We start from the raw sequence: 21,979 nt of genomic DNA on the forward strand, positions 1-21,979 counted from the left end.
ACAACATTGAATGTACGTCTCCCATTCCCTTCGCGCCAGCAAGGAAAGGCTGGGCTAACCTGCGACTTTGCGCCTCTTTGCTCATCCGTGATCATGCCCGCACATATGTCGACCGGGTGACGCTGCGGCCCGTCAGGCTGCGGCGGGCCGCGCACCGGGGACAGTTCCGCAGAGGGAGAGGAGAGACCCCATGGCAGCGACCGCGCCGACCGCGCCCAGGGGTGCGGCCGCACCGCGCGAACGGGCGCGCGGCGCGCTGCTCGGCCTCGCCGTCGGGGACGCCCTCGGGGCACCGGCCGAGAACCTCAAGCCCTCCGAGATCCGCGCCCGCTGGGGCCGTATCACCGGGTACGTCGCCGAGCGGCCCGCCGGGACCGACGACACGGAGTACGCCATCTTCTCCGGGCTGCTGCTCGCCCGGCACGGCGCCGCGCTCACCCCGGCCCATGTGGAGGCGGCCTGGCACGAGTGGATCGCCGACCGCGACGAGGGCCCGTTCCGGGGCGCGGGCTTCAGCGAACGCGGCACCCTGGAGAACCTCCGCCGGGGCCTGGCCGCGCCGATCTCCGCCCAGCACCGGCACGCCTGGAGCGACGGGCTCGCCATGCGCGCGGCGCCCTACGGGGTGTTCGCGGCGGGCCGCCCGGCCGAGGCGGCCCGGCTGGTCGCCGTCGACGGCTCGGTCAGCCACGACGGCGAGGGCATCTACGGCGGCCAGGCGGTGGCGGCGGGGGTCGCGGCGGCGATGGCCGGGGCACCGGTCGTCGCGGTGGTGGCCGCCGCGCTGGCCGTCGTACCGGACGACTCCTGGACGGCCCGGTCGCTGCGCCGCGCGGTGACGGCCGCCCACCGCGGCGAACGCGCGGTCCGTTCCGCGGTGGTGGTCGGCGGCTACCCCTGGACCGACCTCGCGCCCGAGGCGGTCGCCCTCGCCTTCGGGGCGTACGCGGCGGCCGACGGCGACTTCGCGGACGCGGTGCTCGGGGCCGTCAACATGGGCCGCGACGCCGACACGACGGCGGCGGTCGCGGGCGCCCTCGCCGGGGCGACGCGGGGCGCCGCCGCGATCCCGCCCGACTGGGCGGCGGCCATCGGCCCGGCCCGCGGCTCCTGCCTGCCGGCCATGGCCGGCCACCACGTCCTGGACGTCGCCGACCTCCTCGCCCCACCCGCGCCCGACCCGGCGGAGACCCACCGATGACCCGTCCCCGGCCGACTCCCACCGCCTACGCCGGCGCCCCCGCCGCACCGCTCCCGCCGGGGCCGCCACCGGACACCGCCCCCGCCTTCGCGACGACGACGGCGTACCTCGACATGCCGACGACGATGACGGCGTCGCCGCCCGTACCGACGCGCGGGGCCGGAGCCACCGCCGCCCCCCGTCCCGCCCCCCACCGCATCGAGGGCCTCCTCCTCGGGCTCGCCGCCGGTGATGCCGCCGGGTGGCCGGCCGCGCGGCACCGGGCCGCCCGGATGCCGGAGTGGACGCGGCGGCTGACCCGGGAGCTGGACACCTTCGCGGAGCAGAACGCGACGACCACGCTGCCCGTGCCCATCGCCCTCAACCAGCCGCCGGAGCCGCTGCGCCTGGGACCCTCCGACGACGCGGAGTGGGCGGTGTTCGCCGCGGAGGCGGTGCTGCGGGCCGGGGACGACGAGGCGCTCGGCGACCTGGGCCGGGAGCGCCGGATGCGCGCGGCCATCGACCTGACGTGGAACGCCGTCGCCGCCGAGGTCGCCGCCGCCGCGGGCGGCCGGATCGCGGAGGCGGTCCCGGCGGCGGCCTGTCTGTCCCGGGTCGCGGACTCCGCCCCGGCCCTGGCGGGCGCGCTGACCGGCGCGCTCGGCGGCGCCGCCGCCGTCCCCGCGCCCTGGCGGGACGCCTGCCGCACCCTCTCCGGCTGCGTACTGCCCCGCCTCACCGGCACCGACCTGGTGGAACTCGCCGCGCTGCTCGCCGCCACGCAGCCGTCCCGACCGGAAGGACCCAGCGGACCATGACCCCAGCACCAGCGGCCACCCTGGCGGAACGGATCACCGGCGCCCTGGTCGGCGCCGCGGTCGGCGACGCCCTCGGCGGCCCGGTCGAGGGCTACTCCCCCGAACAGATCCTGGAACGGCACGGCGGCCGGGTGCACGGCGTCGTCGGCCCCTGGCACGGCGACGCCTGGCGCACCGCCCGCCCGCTCGCCCCGTACCACAAGGGCGACGGCCACGTCACCGACGACACCCTCATGACGCACGCGCTGATCAGGGTGTACGCCACCGTCCGCGACCACCTCGACGCGTACGCGGTCGCGGAGCACCTGGTGCCGGACCTGATGACGAACCCGCGCTGGATTCCGGAGCTGGAGGCCGAGGCGCTCCCCCTCCAGCGGATCTTCCTCGCCGAGAAGTGGCTCGTGACCAGGCTGCACTACGGCCACGCCGACCCGCGCGAGGCCGGCGTCGGCAACATCGTCAACTGCGGCGCGGCGATGTACCTGGCCCCGGTCGGCCTGGTCAACGCGGCCCACCCGGCGGGCGCGTACGCCGAGGCCCTGGACGTCGCGGGCGCGCACCAGTGGTCGTACGGCCGGGAGGCGGCCGGGGTCTTCGCGGCGGCGGTCGCGGCGGCCTGCGCGCCCGGCGCGACGGCGGAGTCGGTGGTCACGGCCTGTCTGGCGCTGGCCAAGGACGGCACCCGTGAGGCCATCGAGCGGGTCTGCGAAGTCGCCGCGCGCCACTTGGACTTCGAGTCGGCGCTCGCGCCGCTGCGCGCGGCGGTCGCCCCCTACGACACGGTGGGCCCGGACTACCGGGCCCCTTCGCTGGGCGCCCGCCGCCCGTCGCGGCTGCACGCGATCGAGGAACTGCCCATCGCGCTCGGCATGCTGGTCGTCGCCCGCGGCGACCACCGCCATGCCGTCCTCGGCGCGGTGAACTACGGCCGCGACTGCGACTCCATCGCCACCATGGCGGGCGCGCTGGCGGGGGCGCTGGGCTCGCCGGTCCCCGAGGAGTGGGCGAAGACGGTCGCGGAGGCCAGCCGCCTGGACCTGTGGCAGCCCGCGGCCACGCTCACCGAGGTGACCCGGGAGATCTTCACCCGGGACGTACGACGGCACCGGGCCCACGAGCGGGCGTTCGCCGAACTGGGAGACGACCGATGCCCCACCTGACCCGGCCCCGCCCCGCACACGACCACCCGCGCACCGGAAGCGGAGGGCACCCCGTGTTCCACCCGCCCCGGGCCCGCCCCGCGCACCGACGCCCCTTCACCCGAACCGGAGGAGGGCGCTCGTGCTCCGCCTGACCTGGGTGCAGCCCGAGGATCTCGTCGGGCACGAGTTGCGGCAGGCCGCGCAGGACGGGCGGGACGCGGCGGCGGTCGCCCGGCGCTGGCGGGCCGCCGGCGGCTGTCCGGCACCCGCCCGCGCGGGCGCCTCCCCCGAGCCGGCCTCCCGTCACCTGCGGCTGCTCGCGGAGGAGCTGCTCGACGAACTCGCCGAGCTGCCCGGCCCGTCGGCGGCGGCCGAGCCCACCGGCCTCGCGGACATCCGGGCCCGCTGCCCGGACTGGCCCGCCCCGCTGCCGCCCGGCGAGCCGCTCACCCCGCGCCGCCTGGAGGCCGCCTGGCTCGGCCGGGCCGTCGGCTGCCTGCTCGGCAAACCCGTGGAGAAACTCACCCTGGACGGCATCCGCGGCCTCGCCCGCGCCACCGGGAACTGGCCCCCGGCCACGTACTTCACCGCCCGCGGCCTGCCCCCGGAGCTGGCGGCGGCCCACCCCTGGAACCGTCGCTCGGCGGGCACCTCCCTCGCCGAGAACATCGACGGGATGCCCGAGGACGACGACCTGAACTACCCCCTGCTCAACCTGCTGCTCCTGCAGCGGCACGGCCGCGCCTTCAGCACCGCGGACGTGGCCCGCCTCTGGCTGGAGGAGCTTCCGGCGGGCCGCACCTTCACCGCCGAACGCGTCGCCTACCGCAACCTCCTGTCCGGCCTCGACCCCCCGGACACCGCCCGGCACCGCAACCCCTTCCGCGAGTGGATCGGCGCCCTGATCCGCGCCGACGTCCACGGCTGGACCAACCCCGGCGACCCGGGCGCCGCCGCGGCGCAGGCCCACCGGGACGCGGCCCTCACCCACACCGCCAACGGCGTCTACGCGGCGATGTTCACCGCCGCCGTCATCGCCACCGCCGCCACCGGCACCCACGACGTCCACGCCTGTCTGCGCACCGGGCTCGCCGTCGTCCCGCCCGGCTCCCGGCTCGCCCGCGCCGTCCGGGACGCCGTCGCGCTGGCCGCCGCCCACGACGACTTCGACACCGTCGTGGACACCCTGCACGCCACGTACTCCGCCACCCACCACTGGGTGCACGCCATCCCCAACACCGCCCTGATCGCCGCCGCCCTCACCCACGCCGACGGCGACTTCACCGGCTCCATCAGCCGCGCGGTCTGCGGCGGCTGGGACACCGACTCCGCCGGGGCGACGGCCGGCAGCGTCGCCGCCCTGCTCACCGGCGACCCCGCCGCGCTGCCCGAGCACTGGACGGCCCCGCTCAAGAACCGCCTCGCCACCTCCGTCGCCGGCCTCGACGGCACCGGCTTCGACACCCTCGCCCACCTCACCCACCGGGAGGCCACCCGCCCATGACCGACACCGCCGCGCCCTGGAGGGCCTCGCCGCCTCCTGCGCGCATGGCCGCGCACACCCTGTCCCTGTCCCGGCGGCCCTGAATCACACGGCGAGGGCGCCCGGAACACCGCTCCGGACGCCCTCGCCGACACCTGTACGCGGTGCCGGTCAGCCCTTCTTCGCCGACCCGGCCCCGTCCTTGACGTCCCCCTCGGAGTCCTTGACGTCCCCCTCGGCGGCGTCCTTGGCGTCCCCCTCGGTGGCGGCGCCGTCCTCGGGCTCCGTGGCCCCGCTCGCGGCGGACTCGCTCTCGGCGTTCTCACCCGCGGCGGACCCGTCCCCGGCGGGCTCCCCGGCCGTGGGCTCCCCGGTCGCGGAGCCCGCGTCCGCAGTGCCCGGCTCGACCACGGCCTCACGGCCCGGCCGCTTCCTCGCCGACAGCACGATGTACGTCACCGCCAGCAGGAACACCACCAGCGCGGTCCAGTTGTTCAGCCGCAGGCCGAAAATGTGGTGGGCGTCGTCCACCCGCATGTACTCGATCCAGAAGCGGCCCGCGCAGTACGCGGCGACGTACAGCGCGAACGCCCTGCCGTGCCCGAGCCTGAAGCGCCGGTCGGCCCAGATCACCAGCAGCGCGACGCCGACGCACCACAGGGACTCGTACAGGAACGTCGGGTGGTACGTGCCCGGGACCCGGCCGCCGTCCGACGAGGTGATCTTCAGCGCCCAGGGCAGGTCGGTGGCCCGGCCGTACAGCTCCTGGTTGAACCAGTTGCCCCAGCGGCCGATGGCCTGGGCGAAGGCGATGCCGGGGGCGACGGCGTCGGCGTACGCGGGCATCGGGATGCCCCGGCGCCGGGCGCCGATCCAGGCGCCCAGCGCGCCGAGCGCGATCGCGCCCCAGATGCCGAGGCCGCCCTCCCAGATCTTGAAGGCGTCCACCCAGTCCCGGCCGTCCCCGAAGTACAGCTCGTAGTCGGTGACCACGTGGTAGAGCCGGCCGCCGATCAGGCCGAAGGGGACGGCCCAGACCGCGATGTCGGCCACCGTGCCGGTCCGGCCGCCGCGTGCGATCCAGCGCTTGTTGCCGTACCAGACGGCGACAAAGACGCCGATGATGATGCAGAGGGCGTAGCCGCGCAGCGGAATGGGGCCGAGGTGCAGCACTCCGCGCGACGGGCTGGGGATGTAGGCAAGTTCCATGGCAGGGTCGACGCTACCGTGCCCGGCCGGGCCCGCGCCGGGCAGCCCGGCTACGGGTCCATAACAGGCGGGCCCCGGGGCGCTACGCGTTGGCCTCCCGCACCATCTGCTTCAGCTTCTCGGGGGTCATCGTGCGGTCCCCGTAGATGCTCTTGCCGTCCAGGAGGACGGTCGGGGTGCCCTGGAAGTCGCCCTTCTGGAAGGCGGAGTCGGACTTGTCCACCCAGGAGTCGTGGGTGCCCTCGGTGACACAGCGGCGGAACTCCGGGGTGTCGAGGCCCTCGACCTTGCCGGCCAGCTCGATCAGCTTGTCGTTCTCGGCGAAGGCGTCGTCGGTCTCGGCGGGCTGGTTGTCGTAGAGCACGTCGTGGTAGGCGGTGAACTTCCCGGCGTCCTGGGCGCAGGCCGCCGCGTTGGCGGCGGTGCGGGAGCCGCTGCCGCCCATGTTGCCGTCGATGATCGTGGCCAGGTGGTACTCGACCTTGAGCTGTCCGGCCCCGGTCAGCTCGTGAATGGTCGAGCGGTACGCCTGCTCGAAGCCCTTGCAGGCCGGGCAGCGGAAGTCCTCCCAGACGGTGAGCGTGGACTTGGCGCCCTCCTTGCCGACCGGGATCGCCAGCGCGTCCTTGCCCTGGGCGCCCGAGGGCGCGACGGCCGGGCCCGATGCCTCGCTCCCGTCGTCCTTGCCCGCGCTCGCAGCGATCACGCCGACCACCGCGGCGAGTGCCAGGACGCCGACGACGGCGGAGCCGACGATCAGTGCGCGCCGCCGCTTCTCCGCGCGCTTGTGCTTCTCACGCTCGACCGCCAGCTTCTCGCGGGCGGTGCGCTTTTCCTCACGGTTCTTCTCGCTCACACCCCGCAGAACGAACCGGGGAGGCGCACCGCGCCTCCCCGGTCCCAGGTCCACCCGTTCGGGTTACGCGTGCCCGCGCACGCCCTTCGCCAGCTCCCCGGCGAGCGCGCGGACGCCCTCGATGGCGGCGGCGTGGTCGGGGGCGTCCAGCATCCGCTTGACGAACGCCGAGCCGACGATCACACCGTCGGCGAAGGCGGCGACCTCGGCGGCCTGCCGGGGGTTGGAGACGCCGAGCCCGACGCAGACCGGCAGGTCGGTACTGGCGCGGGTGCGCCGGACCAGGTCCTCGGCCTGCGAGCTGACCGTCTCGCGGGTGCCGGTGACGCCCATCAGGGAGGCGGCGTAGACGAAGCCGCTGCCGGCCGCGGTGATCTCGGCCAGCCGCCCGTCCTTGCTGCTGGGCGCGACCACGAAGACGGTCGCCAGCCCGTGCTTCTCGGCGTGCTCGCGCCACAGCGCCGACTCCTGGACGGGCAGGTCGGGCAGGATGCAGCCCGCGCCGCCCGCCTCGGCCAGCTCGGCGGTGAACCGCTCGACGCCGTAGCGGTCGATGGGGTTCCAGTACGTCATCACCAGCACCGGCTTGCCGGTGGCCGCGTGCGCCTCGCGGACCGTGCGCATCACGTCGGCGATCTTCACGCCGCCGCGCAGGGCGATGTCGTCGGCGGTCTGGATGACCGGGCCGTCCAGGACGGGGTCGCTGTGCGGCAGGCCGACCTCGACGATGTCGGCGCCGCCGTCCAGGGCGGCCTTGACGGCCTCGATGCCGCCGTCGACGGTCGGGAAACCGGCCGGGAGGTAGGCGATGAGGGCGGCGCGGCCCTCGGCCTTCGCGGCGGCGAGGGTGTCGTCCAGCAGTCGTACGGTGCCGCTCACTTGGCGTCCCCCTCGATCTCGGCGCTGCCGGAGGCGTTCTCGGCGACCTCGGCGTCGGTGTCGTACAGCCCGAACCAGCGGGCGGCGGTGTCCATGTCCTTGTCGCCGCGGCCGGACAGGTTGACGACGATCAGCCCGTCCGGGCCCAGCTCCCGGCCGACCTCCAGGGCGCCCGCGAGGGCGTGCGCGGACTCGATGGCCGGGATGATGCCCTCGGTGCGCGACAGCAGGCGCAGCGCCTCCATCGCGGCGGCGTCGGTGACCGCTCGGTACTCGCCGCGGCCGGAGTCCTTGAGGTAGGAGTGCTCGGGGCCGATGCCCGGGTAGTCCAGGCCGGCCGAGATGGAGTACGGCTCGGTGATCTGGCCCTCGTCGTCCTGGAGGACGTAGGAGCGGGAGCCGTGCAGGATGCCGGGCTCGCCCGCGGACAGGGTGGCCGCGTGCTCGCCGGTCTCGATGCCGTGCCCGGCGGGCTCGCAGCCGATGAGGCGGACGGACTCGTCGGGGATGAAGGCGTGGAAGAGGCCGATGGCGTTGGAGCCGCCGCCGACGCAGGCGATCGCCGCGTCGGGGAGCCGTCCGGCCTGCTCCAGCAACTGGCGGCGGGCCTCGACGCCGATGACCCGGTGGAAGTCGCGGACCATCGCGGGGAAGGGGTGCGGGCCCGCGACGGTACCGAACAGGTAGTGGGTGTGGTCGACGTTGGCGACCCAGTCGCGGAACGCCTCGTTGATGGCGTCCTTGAGGGTGCGGCTGCCGGACTTCACGGCGATGACCTCGGCGCCGAGCATCCGCATCCGGGCCACGTTGAGGGCCTGCCGCTCGGTGTCGACCTCGCCCATGTAGATCGTGCAGTCCAGGCCGAACAGGGCGCAGGCGGTGGCCGTGGCCACGCCGTGCTGGCCGGCGCCGGTCTCGGCGATCACGCGGGTCTTGCCCATGCGCTTGGTGAGCAGGGCCTGGCCCAGCACGTTGTTGATCTTGTGGGAGCCGGTGTGGTTGAGGTCCTCGCGCTTGAGGAAGACGCGGGCGCCGCCGGCGTGTCCGGCGAACCGGGGGACCTCGGTGAGCGCGGACGGGCGGCCGGTGTAGTGGACCAGCAGGTCGTCGAGTTCGCGGGCGAACTCCGGGTCCGACTTGGCCTTGTCGTACTCGACGGCGACCTCGTCCACGGCGGCGACGAGGGCCTCCGGGATGAACTTGCCGCCGTACGCCCCGAAGTAGCCTTCGGGGCTGGGGTTCCGGCCCTCCGGGTCGGGGATGAAGAACTGGCTGGGCATGGGTGTACCTCACGGTGAGTGCGGAGAGAGACACGGATCGCCGTGGGGGCAGGGTGGTCAGGCGACTGCGGGTCCGTTGTGGCTTGTCGCGCCCACGCGACGGAGTCGCATATTCATCACAGCCCCGCGCCCCCAAGGGGGCGCCGAGGCCATCGCATCCCGTTCACTTGCCCTGGCTCGTCGCCGATGACGTAGCGGACCCGGCGGCCGTGGACCCGGCGCGCGGGCGCGCGGCAGCCCCGGGGGCGGCAGCCCCGCGCGAGGCGGGCGTACGGGTCCCGGGGCGTCGTCGAGGTCATCGGGAGGGGCATCGGGCCAAGCCTAGCGGGAGGTCAGCTCCGGCCGTGCCGCAGTGCGGGGTGGGTGCCGGCCGCGACCAGGTCGGCGACGGCGGTCTTGGGGTCCTTGCCGGTCACCAGGGACTCGCCGACCAGGACGGCGTCGGCGCCCTCGTTGGCGTAGGCGATGAGGTCGTGGGGGCCGCGGACGCCGGACTCGGCGACCTTCACCAGGCCCTCGGGGATCTCCGGGGCGACCCGCTCGAAGGTGCCGCGGTCGACCTCCAGCGTCCTGAGGTTGCGCGCGTTGACCCCGATGACCTTGGCGCCGGCCTCGACCGCGCGGTCCACCTCGTCCTCGTCGTGCACCTCGACCAGCGGGGTCAGGCCGATGGACTCGGCGCGCTCGATGAGCGACTCCAGGGCCGACTGCTCCAGGGCGGCGACGATCAGCAGCGCCAGGTCGGCGCCGTACGCGCGGGCCTCCCAGAGCTGGTACGAGGTGACGATGAAGTCCTTGCGCAGCACGGGGATGTCCACGCGGGCGCGGACGGCCTCCAGGTCGGCCAGCGAGCCGCCGAAGCGGCGCTGCTCGGTGAGGACCGAGATGACGGCGGCACCGCCCGCCTCGTAGTCCGCGGCGAGCGCGGCCGGGTCGGCGATGGCGGCCAGCGCGCCCTTGGACGGGCTGGAGCGCTTGACCTCGCAGATGACCTTGACGCCGTCGCCCTTGAGCGCGGCGAGCCCGTCCCGGACGGCGGGTGCCTTGGCCGCGCGCTCCTTGAGCTCGTCGAGGCTGACGCGCGCCTGCCGCTCCGCGAGGTCGGCACGGACTCCGTCGATGATCTCGTCGAGCACACTCACGCGAGCGGCCCCCTTTCAGACGGTTTGCTTCTTCAGGCCTCATCCGATGGTATCCGCAGGAGGGCGGGGGCCTCGCATCCGGTTGACGCCGAGCCCACTACCTGGACATTCATCAGATGATCAAGGGTGTAGCCAGCCACCGAACGGCAGGTTCCGGACAACGGTGAAGACCAGCAGCAGCGTGCCGAGCGTCCACAGGTGCACCGGTCCGGGGCTGAACCGGGACGGCCGGCCCCGGGCGGCGCGGACCGCCCAGCCGGTCCACAGCAGGGCGAAGCCCAGGTAGCCGGCGACGGCCAGGGCGTTGGCCTGGAGCGCGGCCGGCAGGTCGCCGTGGACGAAGGCGTGGGCGCTGCGCAGGCCGCCGCAGCCGGGGCAGTAGACGCCGGTCAGGCGCAGCAGCGGGCAGACGGGGTAGTGGCCGGGCTGGTTCGGGTCGACCGCGCCGACGTACGCGAAGGCTCCGGCGACGGCGGCGAGCACCCCGGCCGGGACGGCCAGCCGGGCCGCGAGGGCGGGTGCGCGCGAGGGCGGGTGCGTCGGGTCCCGGAGGTCGGCGTCCATGCCCAGCATTGTGCCCCCGGACGCACGCGAGGGGCGGTCCCGGCACTCCTGGTGCCGGCCGCCCCTCGTCCGGGTCGTCCGGGGCTGCGCGCGCCGCCGGTCAGGCCTTGATGCCGGCGGGCCGGCGCTGGCCCGGGTCGGTGGTCTTGTGCACGGGGTGGGCGTCCTTCGGCTGGCCCATGCCCATCATGCGCATGATGCCGCCGACGACCGCGCCGAGGAGGGTGATCGCGATGCCGACCCAGAAGCCCACCGGCTGGGCCGCCACCATGAAGACGCCCGCGATGCAGAAACCGATGAAGGCGATGATGACACCGGTCCAGGCGGCCGGGGTGTGGCCGTGGCTGCTGTCCGCCATTGCATGCTCCTCGTTGCTGTGTACGTGTCTGAGCAGGACGCTCGCGCTTATTCTCCCGCACACGCGTGCGTGCCGTGAGTTCGGGGTGCGCAACGCGGCCCCGGCCCGGGGTCCCGCGCGGGCGGGCGACACGCCGACCCGGGTGCCCACGCACGCGTGATCGAACCACGTGCGCGCGGGCCGTCAGGCGCCGGTGGGGTCCTCGCCGCGGTCGAGGGCCTTCCAGAGGTCCTCGGGGCGGTCGGGGTCGGCGGGGCGGGCGGCGCGGCGGGGGCGGGGGGCGCCGGAGCGCTCGTAGCGGCCGGACATCGCGGGCCAGAGCCTGCCGTAGCGCAGGGCGAGGAGGCCGGCCAGCAGGATCAGGGCGCCGCCCGCGGCGGCGACGTACGGCCAGGCGGTGTGGGAGAGGGCGTGCACGGTGGCCGAGGTGTCGCCGGCCGCGCGGGCGGCCTTCTCGTCCAGCGCGGAGCCGTCGGAGGCGCCGAGCAGGGCGGCGACGACGATGCCGACGCCGCACAGGGCGAGCAGGGCGGCGACGGCGAACCGGCCGGCCCGGCGGACGGCGAACACGGCGACGAGCGCGGCGAGGCCCACTATGGCGAGCGCCGCGGGGACGCCGGTGACGTCACTGCCCTGGGCGGTCAGCGGGAAGTCGCCGCCGGCCACCGTCGCGGTGCCCTCGGACCACCGCTGGCGGGTGGCCAGCAGGGCGACGGCCGCGCCCAGGGCTCCGCTGAGCAGCGCGACGGCGAGACTGCGGCGGCCGGCCCGGGAGGGGCGCGCGGCTTCGGAACGGGGGTGCGGTACGGCTGTCACGTACTCCACTATCGCCTGAACCCCGGGTGAAGCGTCACCCGGGGTTCACGTGAGAAGCGCCCTACCGGGCGAGCCGGTTCGCGGTGTGCACCGCGCGGAGCACCGCCGCGGCCTTGTTGCGGCACTCGGTGTCCTCGGCGACCGGGTCGGAGTCGGCGACGATCCCGGCGCCCGCCTGCACGTACGCGGTGCCGTCGCGCAGCAGGGCGGTGCGGATGGCGATGGCGGTGTCGGAGTCGCCCGCGAAGTCGAGGTAGCCGACGCAGCCGCCGTACAGGCCGCGGCGGGAGGGTTCGAGTTCGTCGATGATCTGCAGGGCGCGCGGCTTGGGGGCGCCGGAGAGGGTGCCCGCCGGGAAGCAGGCGGTGAGGACGTCGAAGGCGGTGCGCTCGGGCGCGACGCGTCCGGTGACCGTGGAGACGATGTGCATGACGTGGGAGTAGCGCTCGACGGACATGAAGTCGACGACCTCGACGGAGCCGGGTTCGCAGACCCGCCCGAGGTCGTTGCGGCCGAGGTCGACGAGCATCAGGTGCTCGGCGCGCTCCTTGGGGTCGGCGAGCAGTTCCTCGGCGAGGGCCTGGTCCTCGCGCGGGGTGGCGCCGCGGGGCCGGGTGCCGGCGATGGGGTGCAGCATGGCCCGGCCGTCCTCGACCTTGACCAGGGCCTCGGGGGACGAGCCGACCACGTCGAAGCCCTCGAAACGGAGCAGGTACATGTACGGGGAGGGGTTGGTGGCCCGCAGCACCCGGTACACGTCGAGGGCGCTCGCGGCGCACGGCGTCTCGAACCGCTGGGAGGGCACGACCTGGAACGCCTCGCCCGCGCGGATGCGCTCCTTGATGTCCTCGACGGCCTCCCGGAAGTCGGGGCCGCCCCAGCGGGCGGTGTACTCGGGCAGCTCGGAGGGCGGCAGCGCGGCCGGGGGCTGGGCCACCGCGCGGGAGAGGTCGGCCTCCATGGCGTCGAGGCGGGCGACGGCGTCGGCGTACGCCTCGTCGACGCCGGTCTCCCGGTCGTTGTGGTTGATCGCGTTGGCGATCAGCACGACCGTGCCCTCCCAGTGGTCCATCACGGCGAGGTCGCTGGTGAGCAGCATGGTCAGCTCGGGCAGCCTCAGGTCGTCGCGCTCGCCGGGGCCGACCTTCTCCAGGCGGCGGACGATGTCGTAGCCGAGGTAGCCGACCATGCCGCCGGTGAACGGCGGCAGGCCGTCCTGGCGGGGGGTGTGCAGCGTCTCGACGGTGGCGCGCAGCGCGGCGAGCGGGTCGCCGTCGACGGGGACGCCGACGGGCGGGGTGCCCAGCCAGTGGGCGCGGCCGTCGCGCTCGGTGAGGGTGCCGGCGCTGCGGACGCCGACGAAGGAGTAGCGGGACCAGGACCGTCCGTTCTCCGCGGACTCCAGCAGGAAGGTGCCGGGGCGCTCGGCGGCGAGCTTGCGGTAGAGCGCGACCGGGGTGTCGCCGTCCGCGAGGAGCTTGCGGGTGACGGGGATGACCCGGGTGTCGGTGGCCAGCTTGCGGAACGTGTCGAGGTCCATGGCCGCAGACCTTACTGATCCACGGCGGACGCGCCAGAGCCCGAGCCGCCCTCGATCAGCACGTCGGCGTCGAAGCAGGTCCGGGCGCCGGTGTGGCAGGCGGCGCCGACCTGGTCGACCTTGACCAGCACGGTGTCGGCGTCGCAGTCCAGCGCGACGGACCTGACGCGCTGGACGTGGCCGGAGGTCTCGCCCTTGACCCAGTACTCCTGGCGGCTGCGCGACCAGTAGGTGCAGCGGCCGGTGGTCAGCGTGCGGTGCAGCGCCTCGTCGTCCATCCAGCCGAGCATCAGCACCTCGCCGGTGTCGTACTGCTGGGCGATGGCGGGCAGGAGGCCGTCGGGGCTGCGCTTGAGGCGCGCGGCGAGATCCGCGTCGAGGGGGCTGGACGTGCTGGTCATGACGACCATTGTGCCGGGTGCGAAGAGCACGGTCCGGCGCCGTCCACTGTGCGGACCCGGGGCGCGGCCGTAGGCTGGCTGTCATGTCGACTTTCGCCAAGCGTGAACGACTTCTGCTCGCCGACCTGTTGGAGACGGCCGGTCCGGACGCCCCGACACTGTGCGAGGGCTGGCTCACCCGGCAGCTCGCCGCCCACGTGGTGGTGCGCGAGCGCCGGCCGGACGCCGCCGGGGGCACGGTGATCAAGCCGCTGGCGTCCCGGCTGGACCGGGTGCTGGAGGAGTACGCCGCCAAGCCGTACGAGGAGCTGATCCGGCTCATCCGGACCGGGCCGCCGAGGTTCTCGCCGTTCTCGCTCAAGCAGGTCGACGAGGCGGCGAACACGGTCGAGTTCTATGTGCACGCCGAGGACGTGCGGCGCGCCCAGCACGACTGGGCGCCGCGTGAGCTGGACGGCGTCTTCCAGGACGCGCTGTGGTCGCGCCTGGAGCGCACCGCCCGGCTGCTGGGCCGCGGCATCCCGACCGGTCTGGTGCTGCGCCGCCCGGACGGCCGGACGGCGGTCGCCCACCGCGGCACGCCGGTGGTGACGGCGACGGGCGAGCCGTCGGAGCTGCTGCTGTTCGCCTTCGGCCGGCAGAGCGCGGCGACGGTGGACCTGGCGGGCGAGAAGGACGCGATCGCGCGCCTGCACGAGACGAAGCAGCTCGGTCTCTGAGGAAGGCGCGGGTGGCGGGTGGCCGGTCGCGCACCCGGCGACGTCACCGCACGGGGTGTCCCGCCTCCCGCAACGCCTCCTTGACCTGACCGATGCGCAGGTCGCCGAAGTGGAAGACGGACGCGGCCAGCACCGCGTCGGCCCCGGCGGTGACGGCCGGCGGGAAGTCGGCGAGCCGCCCGGCGCCGCCGGAGGCGATCACCGGGACCGTGACGTGCTTGCGGACGGCCGCGATCATGTCGAGGTCGTAGCCGTCCTTGGTGCCGTCGGCGTCCATGGAGTTGAGCAGGATCTCGCCGGCGCCCAGTTCGGCCGCGCGGTGCGCCCACTCCACCGCGTCGATGCCGGTGCCGCGCCGCCCGCCGTGCGTGGTGACCTCGAAGGAGCCGGACTCGGTGCGGCGGGCGTCGACCGACAGCACCAGGACCTGGCGGCCGAAGCGCTCGGCGATCTCCCGGATCAGGTCGGGGCGGGCGATCGCCGCCGTGTTGACGCCGACCTTGTCCGCGCCGGCGCGCAGCAGCTTGTCGACGTCCCCGGCGGTGCGGACGCCGCCGCCGACGGTGAGCGGGATGAACACCTGTTCGGCGGTACGGCGGACCACGTCGTACGTCGTCTCGCGGTCGCCGGACGAGGCGGTGATGTCCAGGAAGGTCAGTTCGTCGGCGCCCTCGGCGTCGTAGACCTTGGCCATCTCGACGGGGTCGCCCGCGTCGCGCAGGTTCTGGAAGTTGACGCCCTTGACGACCCGGCCGTTGTCCACGTCCAGGCAGGGGATGACTCGGACCGCCAGGGTCATGACCGCAGTTCCTCCGGTGTGCCTCTGAATGCTTCCACTTCCACCGACACCAGGACCCGGGAGTCGATGAAGCCCTGCACGACCAGGAGGGTCGTGACCGGGCGTACCGCGTCGAAGAGTTCCTTGTGGGCGCGGCCCACCGCGTCGACGTCCCGCGCGTGCGCGAGGTACACGCGGGTGCGGATGACGGAGTCGACGCCCAGTCCGTAGGCGGCGATCGCCTCCAGGGCGCTGGTGAAGGCGACCTTGGCCTGTTCGTAGGGGTCGCCCTCGCCGTAGACCACGTCGCCCTTGAAGGCGGTGGTCCCCGCGACCAGCACGCGGTCGCCCGCCGCGACGGCACGGGAGAAACCGAAGGACTCCTCCCAGGAACTTCCGCTCTGCACGCGCCGTACGGCTTCAGACGTCATGACGACACAGCCTCCAAGGCCTCTTCCAGGGTGAACGCCTTCGCGTACAGCGCCTTCCCGACGATGGCGCCCTCGACACCGACCGGGACCAGGTCGGCGATGGCGCGCAGGTCGTCCAGGGAGGAGACGCCGCCGGAGGCGACGACCGGGCGGTCGGTGGCCGCGCAGACGTTCCTCAGCAGCTCCAGGTTGGGGCCCTGGAGGGTGCCGTCCTTGGCGATGTCGGTGACCACGTACCGGGCGCAGCCCTCCTTGTCCAGGCGGTCCAGCGTCTCGTAGAGGTCGCCGCCGTCGCGGGTCCAGCCGCGGCCGCGCAGCGTGGTGCCGCGGACGTCGAGGCCGACGGCGATCCGGTCGCCGTGCTCGGCGATGACCCCGGCGACCCACTCGGGGGTCTCCAGCGCGGCCGTGCCGAGGTTGACGCGGGTGCAGCCGGTGGCGAGGGCGGCGGCGAGGGTGGCGTCGTCGCGGATGCCGCCGGACAGCTCCACCTTGATGTCCATGGCGCCCGCGACCTCGGCGATCAGCTCCCGGTTGTCGCCGGTGCCGAAGGCCGCGTCCAGGTCGACCAGGTGCAGCCACTCGGCGCCCGCCCGCTGCCAGGCGAGGGCGGCTTCCAGGGGGGAGCCGTAGGACGTCTCGGTGCCGGACTCGCCGTGCACGAGGCGGACGGCCTGGCCGTCGCGGACGTCGACGGCGGGGAGGAGTTCGAGGGTGGCCATGTCGCTACAGGGTTCCGATCCAGTTGGTGAGGAGCTGGGCTCCGGCGTCGCCGGACTTCTCGGGGTGGAACTGGGTGGCCGACAGGGCGCCGTTCTCCACGGCGGCCACGAAGGGCCTGCCGTGCGTGGACCAGGTCACCTTGGGTGCGGCCAGCGCCGGGTTGTGGGACTCCAGGGTCCAGTCGTGGACGGCGTAGGAGTGGACGAAGTAGAAGCGGGCGTCGGTGTCCAGGCCGGCGAACAGCTCGGAGCCCCGCGGTGCCTCGACGGTGTTCCAGCCCATGTGGGGGACGACGTCGGCCTGGAGCGGCTCGACCGTGCCGGGCCACTCGTCCAGGCCCTCGGCCGGGACGCCGTGCTCGATGCCGCGGGCGAAGAGGATCTGCATGCCGACGCAGATGCCCATCACCGGGCGGCCGCCGGAGAGCCGGCGGTCGACGATCCAGTCGCCGCGCGCCTCCTTGAGGCCCTTCATGCAGGCGGCGAAGGCGCCGACGCCGGGGACGAGCAGGCCGTCGGCGTTCATCGCGGTGTCGAAGTCACGGGTGATCTCGACGTCGGCTCCCGCGCGGGCGAGGGCGCGCTCGGCGGAGCGGACGTTGCCGAAGCCGTAGTCGAAGACGACGACCTTCTTCGCGGACGTGCTCAATTCCACACCTCCAGCCTCAGGATGCCCGCGACCAGGCACATCGCGGCGCCGACGGAGAGCAGCACGATGAGGCTCCTGGGCATCTGCTGCTTGGCGAAGGAGATGATCCCGCCGACCAGGAACAGGCCGACGATGATCAGGACGGTCGAGGTGCCGGTCACAGCGCGCCCTTCGTGGAGGGGAGGATGCCGGCGGCGCGCGGGTCGCGCTCACTGGCGTAGCGCAGGGCGCGGGCCAGCGCCTTGAACTGGCACTCCACGATGTGGTGGGCGTTGCGCCCGTAGGGCACGTGGACGTGCAGGGCGATCTGGGCCTGGGCGACGAAGGACTCCAGGATGTGCCGGGTCATCGTCACGTCGTACTCGCCGATCATCGGCGCCATGGTCTCGGGCTCGGTGTGCACGAGGTAGGGGCGGCCGGAGAGGTCGACGGTGACCTGGGCGAGGGACTCGTCCAGCGGGACCGTGCAGTTGCCGAAGCGGTAGATGCCCACCTTGTCGCCGAGCGCCTGCTTGAAGGCGGCGCCCAGCGCGAGGGCGGTGTCCTCGATGGTGTGGTGGGAGTCGATGTGCAGGTCGCCCTCGGTCTTCACGGTGAGGTCGAACAGGCCGTGCCGGCCCAACTGGTCGAGCATGTGGTCGTAGAAGCCGACGCCGGTGGCGATGTCGGTCTTGCCGGTGCCGTCGAGGTCGATCTCGACGAGGACCGAGGTCTCCTTGGTGACGCGCTCCACGCGTCCTGCGCGGCTCATGCCGTCTGCTCCTTCTTGAGTTCACGTACCGCGTCGAGGAACGCGTCGTTCTCCTGGGGGGTGCCGGCGGTGACCCGCAGCCAGCCCGGCACGCCGTTGTCCCGGACCAGGACGCCCCGGTCGAGGATCTTCCGCCAGACCTCGTGGGAGTCCTCGAACCGTCCGAACTGGACGAAGTTGGCGTCCGACTCGGTCACCTCGTAGCCGAGTCCGAGCAGCTCGGTGACGAGCCGGTCGCGTTCGGCCTTGAGCTGCTCGACGTAACCGAGCAGGGTGCCGGTGTGCTCCAGGGCGGCCAGCGCGGTCGCCTGGGTGACGGCGGAGAGGTGGTACGGCAGCCGCACCAACTGGACGGCGTCCACGACCGCCGGGTGGGCGGCGAGGTAGCCCAGGCGCAGGCCGGCCGCGCCGAACGCCTTGGACATGGTGCGGGAGACCACCAGCCGGGGGCGGCCGTCGAGCAGCCCCAGCAGCGACTCGCGGTGGCTGAACTCGATGTACGCCTCGTCCAGGACCACCATCGAGTCCTTCGCCGCCTGGGCCGCGTCGTAGAGCGCGCGGACGGTCCCGGGCGGGACGGCGGTGCCGGTGGGGTTGTTGGGGGTGGTGATGAAGACGACGTCGGGCCGGTGCTCGGCGATGGCCCGCTCGGCCGCCGCGAGGTCGATGGTGAAGTCGTCGTTGCGCGGGCCGGAGATCCATCCGGTGCCGGTGCCCCGGGAGATCAGGCCGTGCATGGAGTACGACGGCTCGAAGCCGATGGCGGTGCGGCCGGGACCGCCGAAGGTCTGGAGGAGTTGCTGGATGACCTCGTTGGAGCCGTTGGCCGCCCAGACGTTCGCCAGACCGACGCGGTGGCCGGTGGTGTCGGTGAGGTACTCGGCGAGCCGGGTGCGCAGCTCGACCGCGTCCCGGTCGGGGTAGCGGTTGAGGTTCCGGGCGGCCTCGCGGACCCGCTCGGTGATGCGGTCGACCAGCTCCTCGGGGAGCGGGTAGGGGTTCTCGTTGGTGTTCAGCCGTACGGGGACGTCCATCTGGGGTGCGCCGTAGGGGGACTTGCCGCGCAGTTCGTCCCGGACGGGGAGGTCTTCGATGCGGATGTCGCTCACTTGCCCTCGGGAACCTTCCAGTCGAACCTCGCCTTGACGGCCGCCCCGTGCGCGGGCAGGTCCTCCGCCTCCGCCAGCGTCACCACGTGGTGGGCGACCTCGGCGAGCGCGTCGCGCGTGTAGTCCACGACGTGGATGCCGCGCAGGAAGGACTGGACGGACAGGCCGGAGGAGTGGCAGGCGCAGCCGCCGGTGGGCAGCACGTGGTTGGACCCGGCGGCGTAGTCGCCGAGGGAGACCGGCGCCCAGGGGCCGATGAAGATCGCGCCCGCGTTGCGCACCCGGTCGGCGACGGCGGCGGCGTCGGCGGTCTGGATCTCCAGGTGCTCGGCGCCGTACGCGTCGACCACCCTGAGTCCGGCGTCGATGTCGTCGACCAGGACGATCGCGGACTGCTCGCCCTTGAGCGCGGGGACGATCCGGTCCTCGACGTGCTTGGTGGCGGCGACCTGCGGCTCCAGTTCCCGCTCGACCGCGTCGGCCAGTTCCGCGGAGTCGGTGACCAGGACGGCGGCGGCCAGCGGGTCGTGCTCGGCCTGGCTGATCAGGTCGGCGGCGACGTGCGCCGGGTCGGCGGTGGCGTCGGCGAGGACGGCGATCTCGGTGGGGCCGGCCTCGGCGTCGATGCCGATCTTCCCGGTGAAGTAGCGCTTGGCGGCGGCGACCCAGATGTTGCCGGGGCCGGTGACCATGTTCGCCGGGGGGCAGGACTCGGTGCCGTAGGCGAACATCGCGACGGCGGTGGCGCCGCCCGCGGCGTACACCTCGTCCACGCCGAGCAGGGCGCAGGCGGCGAGGACGGTCGGGTGCGGCAGTCCGCCGAACTCGGCCTGGGCGGGTGAGGCGAGGGCGATCGAGGGGACGCCGGCCTCCTGCGCGGGCACCACGTTCATGATCACGGAGGACGGGTAGACCGAGCGGCCGCCGGGCGCGTACAGCCCCACGCGGTCGACCGGGACCCACTTCTCGGTGACCGTGCCGCCGGGCACGACCTGGGTGGTGCGGGTGGTGCGGCGCTGCTCGCGGTGGACGATGCGGGCGCGCCGGACGGACTCCTCCAGGGCCGCCCGGACCGCCGGGTCCAGCGCGTCGAGGGCCTGCTCCAGGGCCTGGGCGGGCACCCGGACCCGGTCCAGCCGGACGCCGTCGAACCTCTCGGCGAAGTCGATCAGCGCCGCGTCGCCCCGATGATGCACGTCCTCGCAGATCGGGCGCACCTTGTCCAGGGCGGCCGCGACGTCGAAGTCGGCTCGGGGCAGCAGGTCGCGCAGGGCGGGGCCCTCGGGGAGGGCGTCGCCGCGCAGATCGATTCGGGAGATCACACGACCAATTCTCTCAGACCCTCGTCGGGCACCGTCCGCGCGTATCAATGGCTGATACAGACCGGTCCGGCACTCCCGCAGAATTCCCTTACGCAGAGTGTTCAAGTTGTCACTCAGCGGGCATGAACAGATGTACGAGGGTAATGACGGGTGACGAGCGGAGGAAGGAGTGAACAGCCGTGACCGAGGGGCTGCTCCGCCTCCGAGCGGGGAGCGCGCCGGACGGCCTGACGGCCGTCGAGGCCGGCATGTGGGAGGCCTTCCGCAACGGCAGCGTGTACGACCTGAGCAGCGGCGACCCGGCCGTCGACGATCCGCACGGCCCGCACATGTGGGGCCCGGAGCGGACCGTGCGGGCCCGGATCGTGTGCTGGCTGCTGCTGGACGGTCCGCCCGCGCTGGCCGGCCGGGTCTCGTCGCTGAAGCTGGTGGGCGTGCGGATCACCGACACGATGGACCTCGCGGGCGGCACGGTGGTGCCGTACGTGGAGCTGCGGGCCTGCCGCTTCGACCGGGAGGTGCTGCTGCCGGAGACCCGCTTCACCACCCTGCGGCTGGTGGACTGCGCGGTGCCCCGGCTGGAGGCGGCCCGGCTGCACACCGAGGGCGATCTCCATCTGCCGCGCTGCCGCTTCCCCGGCGGGATAAGGCTGACCGACGCGCAGATAGGCACCGACCTGCTGCTCAACCAGGCGGTGGTGCACCACAACCGCGGCGGGCGTTCCATAGCGGCCGACGGCATGACCGTCGGCCAGGACCTCCAGGCGGAGCTGCTGGAGTCGTACGGCGAGCTGAGCCTGCGCGGCGTCCAGATCGGCGTCTCGCTGAGCCTGCGCGGCGCGCACCTGCGCAACCCCCGCGCTCGGCTCGCGCTGAACGCCCCGCAGTTGACGGTCGAGCGCACGCTGTACCTGACCCCGGCGGGCGTCAACAGCCCGCTGCTCGGCGGCCTGACCCCCGCCGAGGGCACCCGCGTCCAGCGGTTCGCCTGCCAGGGCGGGATACGGCTGGACGACGGGCGGTTCGGCGACGCGGTCGACCTGGAGCAGGCGCGGTTCGTCCTCACCGAGGAGCAGGAGCTGTCGCTGCGCCGGGTGCAGACGCCCGAGCTGCGCTTCCTCGGCGAGCGGCCGGCCGCCGGGCGGGTGGTGCTGTCGGGGGCGCGGGTGGTCAATCTGATGGACCGGGCGGACAGTTGGCCGGGTCCGGGCCGTCTGCACATGGGCGGCTTCACCTACGAGAACCTGGTGCCCCGGGGCCCGTTCCCGCTGAGCCTGCGACTGGCCTGGGTGGCCGCCGCGTCCGCCGAGTACCGGCCGGAGCCGTACGAGCTGCTCGCGGCGGTGCTGCGGGCGGGCGGCGAGGACGAGGAGGCCCGGGAGGTGCTGCTCGCCAAGCAGCGCCGGCGCCGCACGGGACTGCCGCCCGCCGCCCGGCTCTGGGGGTACGTCCAGGACTGGACGGTGGCCTACGGGTACCGGCCGGGGCGCGCGGCGGTGTGGATGGCGCTGCTGTGGGCGGGCGGCTCGGTCGCCTTCGCGCGGGCCGGCCACCCGCCGCTCGGCGGCGGCGGGCGGCAGCTTGCCTGGGACCCGGCCCTGTTCGCCCTGGACCTGCTGCTGCCCGTCATCGACCTGGGGCAGATCGGGTCCTGGCAGTTGCGGGGCTGGTGGCAGTGGCTGGCGGCGGCGATGGTGCTGATCGGCTGGGTGCTGGCCACGACGGTCGCGGCGGGCGCGACCCGGCTGCTGCGGCGGAGCTGAGACCGCCGATCAGATGAGACCCGTTCACGTTTTACCGCGCCTTTACCGCCGGGCATACAACTTT

At 73.9% G+C, this 21,979-nt stretch carries 25 protein-coding genes; 6 read left to right on the forward strand and 19 right to left on the reverse strand.

What is annotated here, in order from left to right; translation table 11 throughout:
* The first annotated feature begins 190 nt into the window (after positions 1-190).
* The 4 genes from ACFY32_RS08015 to ACFY32_RS08030 all read left to right on the forward strand — a co-directional run bounded on the left by ACFY32_RS08015 (position 191) and on the right by ACFY32_RS08030 (position 4,647).
* The gene (locus ACFY32_RS08015; RefSeq protein WP_390673710.1) at positions 191-1,201 is read left to right on the forward strand and encodes an ADP-ribosylglycohydrolase family protein; all 1,011 of its coding nucleotides are present in this window, start codon (positions 191-193) and stop codon (positions 1,199-1,201) included.
* Entirely contained in the window at positions 1,198-2,001 is an 804-nt protein-coding gene (locus ACFY32_RS08020) for a hypothetical protein (protein WP_390673711.1), read from the forward strand. The genes ACFY32_RS08015 and ACFY32_RS08020 overlap by 4 nt, the downstream gene beginning before the upstream one ends.
* The gene (locus tag ACFY32_RS08025) at positions 1,998-3,161 is read left to right on the forward strand and encodes an ADP-ribosylglycohydrolase family protein (RefSeq protein WP_390673712.1); all 1,164 of its coding nucleotides are present in this window, start codon (positions 1,998-2,000) and stop codon (positions 3,159-3,161) included. Before ACFY32_RS08020 ends, ACFY32_RS08025 begins: the two co-directional genes overlap by 4 nt.
* Before the next feature lie 121 nt (positions 3,162-3,282).
* The gene (locus ACFY32_RS08030; protein ID WP_359192882.1) at positions 3,283-4,647 is read left to right on the forward strand and encodes an ADP-ribosylglycohydrolase family protein; all 1,365 of its coding nucleotides are present in this window, start codon (positions 3,283-3,285) and stop codon (positions 4,645-4,647) included.
* A 150-nt stretch (positions 4,648-4,797) separates the two neighbouring features.
* Here ACFY32_RS08030 and lgt read toward each other — a convergent pair whose 3' ends face one another.
* The 11 genes from lgt to hisI form a co-directional block, all read right to left on the reverse strand.
* Positions 4,798-5,835 (reverse strand): prolipoprotein diacylglyceryl transferase, encoded by a 1,038-nt coding sequence (lgt, locus tag ACFY32_RS08035; RefSeq protein ID WP_390673713.1) that lies wholly within the window; start codon positions 5,833-5,835, stop codon positions 4,798-4,800.
* Positions 5,836-5,917: 82 nt separating this feature from the next.
* Complete coding sequence (locus ACFY32_RS08040) at positions 5,918-6,691, reverse strand: DsbA family protein (RefSeq protein WP_390673714.1); 774 nt, start codon at positions 6,689-6,691, stop codon at positions 5,918-5,920.
* A gap of 63 nt (positions 6,692-6,754) precedes the next feature.
* Positions 6,755-7,570 carry a tryptophan synthase subunit alpha gene (gene trpA, locus ACFY32_RS08045; RefSeq protein WP_359192890.1) on the reverse strand — a complete coding sequence of 272 codons (816 nt, stop codon included), beginning with the start codon at positions 7,568-7,570 and terminating at the stop codon, positions 6,755-6,757.
* Entirely contained in the window at positions 7,567-8,850 is a 1,284-nt protein-coding gene (trpB, locus tag ACFY32_RS08050) for a tryptophan synthase subunit beta (protein WP_359192893.1), read from the reverse strand. The genes trpA and trpB overlap by 4 nt, the downstream gene beginning before the upstream one ends.
* A gap of 116 nt (positions 8,851-8,966) precedes the next feature.
* Entirely contained in the window at positions 8,967-9,149 is a 183-nt protein-coding gene (trpM, locus tag ACFY32_RS08055) for a tryptophan biosynthesis modulator TrpM (protein WP_390673774.1), read from the reverse strand.
* A 33-nt stretch (positions 9,150-9,182) separates the two neighbouring features.
* Entirely contained in the window at positions 9,183-9,992 is an 810-nt protein-coding gene (gene trpC / locus ACFY32_RS08060; protein WP_359192896.1) for an indole-3-glycerol phosphate synthase TrpC, read from the reverse strand.
* 120 nt (positions 9,993-10,112) lie between these two features.
* Positions 10,113-10,556 (reverse strand): DUF2752 domain-containing protein, encoded by a 444-nt coding sequence (locus ACFY32_RS08065; protein WP_359192899.1) that lies wholly within the window; start codon positions 10,554-10,556, stop codon positions 10,113-10,115.
* A gap of 100 nt (positions 10,557-10,656) precedes the next feature.
* The gene (locus ACFY32_RS08070) at positions 10,657-10,914 is read right to left on the reverse strand and encodes an HGxxPAAW family protein (protein WP_359192901.1); all 258 of its coding nucleotides are present in this window, start codon (positions 10,912-10,914) and stop codon (positions 10,657-10,659) included.
* Between the two features lie 183 nt (positions 10,915-11,097).
* Positions 11,098-11,739 carry a TIGR02234 family membrane protein gene (locus ACFY32_RS08075; protein ID WP_359192904.1) on the reverse strand — a complete coding sequence of 214 codons (642 nt, stop codon included), beginning with the start codon at positions 11,737-11,739 and terminating at the stop codon, positions 11,098-11,100.
* A 52-nt stretch (positions 11,740-11,791) separates the two neighbouring features.
* Positions 11,792-13,270 (reverse strand): anthranilate synthase component I, encoded by a 1,479-nt coding sequence (locus ACFY32_RS08080; protein ID WP_390673715.1) that lies wholly within the window; start codon positions 13,268-13,270, stop codon positions 11,792-11,794.
* A gap of 11 nt (positions 13,271-13,281) precedes the next feature.
* The gene (gene hisI / locus ACFY32_RS08085) at positions 13,282-13,671 is read right to left on the reverse strand and encodes a phosphoribosyl-AMP cyclohydrolase (protein WP_390673716.1); all 390 of its coding nucleotides are present in this window, start codon (positions 13,669-13,671) and stop codon (positions 13,282-13,284) included.
* A gap of 83 nt (positions 13,672-13,754) precedes the next feature.
* On the opposite strand from hisI, the gene ACFY32_RS08090 reads away from it, so the two are divergent.
* The gene (locus tag ACFY32_RS08090) at positions 13,755-14,390 is read left to right on the forward strand and encodes a TIGR03085 family metal-binding protein (RefSeq protein ID WP_359192912.1); all 636 of its coding nucleotides are present in this window, start codon (positions 13,755-13,757) and stop codon (positions 14,388-14,390) included.
* Positions 14,391-14,433: 43 nt separating this feature from the next.
* Here ACFY32_RS08090 and hisF read toward each other — a convergent pair whose 3' ends face one another.
* The 8 genes from hisF to hisD are packed head-to-tail and all read right to left on the reverse strand — an operon-like array spanning position 14,434 to position 20,152.
* Positions 14,434-15,189, reverse strand: a complete 756-nt coding sequence (hisF, locus tag ACFY32_RS08095) for an imidazole glycerol phosphate synthase subunit HisF (protein WP_359192915.1) — start codon at positions 15,187-15,189, stop codon at positions 14,434-14,436.
* On the reverse strand, positions 15,186-15,599 hold the full coding sequence (locus tag ACFY32_RS08100) for a RidA family protein (RefSeq protein ID WP_359192918.1): 414 nt from the start codon (positions 15,597-15,599) through the stop codon (positions 15,186-15,188). The genes hisF and ACFY32_RS08100 overlap by 4 nt, the downstream gene beginning before the upstream one ends.
* On the reverse strand, positions 15,596-16,321 hold the full coding sequence (gene priA, locus ACFY32_RS08105; protein ID WP_359192921.1) for a bifunctional 1-(5-phosphoribosyl)-5-((5-phosphoribosylamino)methylideneamino)imidazole-4-carboxamide isomerase/phosphoribosylanthranilate isomerase PriA: 726 nt from the start codon (positions 16,319-16,321) through the stop codon (positions 15,596-15,598). The genes ACFY32_RS08100 and priA overlap by 4 nt, the downstream gene beginning before the upstream one ends.
* Positions 16,322-16,325: 4 nt before the next feature.
* Positions 16,326-16,976: an imidazole glycerol phosphate synthase subunit HisH gene (gene hisH / locus ACFY32_RS08110; RefSeq protein ID WP_390673717.1), complete on the reverse strand. Its 651-nt coding sequence runs from the start codon at positions 16,974-16,976 to the stop codon at positions 16,326-16,328.
* The gene (locus ACFY32_RS08115; protein WP_359192926.1) at positions 16,967-17,131 is read right to left on the reverse strand and encodes a hypothetical protein; all 165 of its coding nucleotides are present in this window, start codon (positions 17,129-17,131) and stop codon (positions 16,967-16,969) included. Before ACFY32_RS08115 ends, hisH begins: the two co-directional genes overlap by 10 nt.
* Positions 17,128-17,721 carry an imidazoleglycerol-phosphate dehydratase HisB gene (gene hisB / locus ACFY32_RS08120; protein ID WP_359192929.1) on the reverse strand — a complete coding sequence of 198 codons (594 nt, stop codon included), beginning with the start codon at positions 17,719-17,721 and terminating at the stop codon, positions 17,128-17,130. Before hisB ends, ACFY32_RS08115 begins: the two co-directional genes overlap by 4 nt.
* A complete protein-coding gene (locus ACFY32_RS08125) occupies positions 17,718-18,830 on the reverse strand; it encodes a histidinol-phosphate transaminase (RefSeq protein ID WP_359192931.1) in 1,113 nt (370 codons plus the stop codon). Before ACFY32_RS08125 ends, hisB begins: the two co-directional genes overlap by 4 nt.
* Positions 18,827-20,152 carry a histidinol dehydrogenase gene (gene hisD / locus ACFY32_RS08130; RefSeq protein WP_390673718.1) on the reverse strand — a complete coding sequence of 442 codons (1,326 nt, stop codon included), beginning with the start codon at positions 20,150-20,152 and terminating at the stop codon, positions 18,827-18,829. The genes ACFY32_RS08125 and hisD overlap by 4 nt, the downstream gene beginning before the upstream one ends.
* A gap of 179 nt (positions 20,153-20,331) precedes the next feature.
* Between hisD and ACFY32_RS08135 the strand changes: the two genes are divergently transcribed.
* Positions 20,332-21,915, forward strand: coding sequence for an oxidoreductase (locus tag ACFY32_RS08135; protein WP_390673719.1), 1,584 nt, complete (start codon positions 20,332-20,334; stop codon positions 21,913-21,915).
* The last annotated feature ends 64 nt before the right edge of the window (positions 21,916-21,979 follow it).

It is taken from the genome of Streptomyces sp. NPDC000134, from assembly GCF_042899225.1.
Lineage (GTDB): Bacteria > Actinomycetota > Actinomycetes > Streptomycetales > Streptomycetaceae > Streptomyces.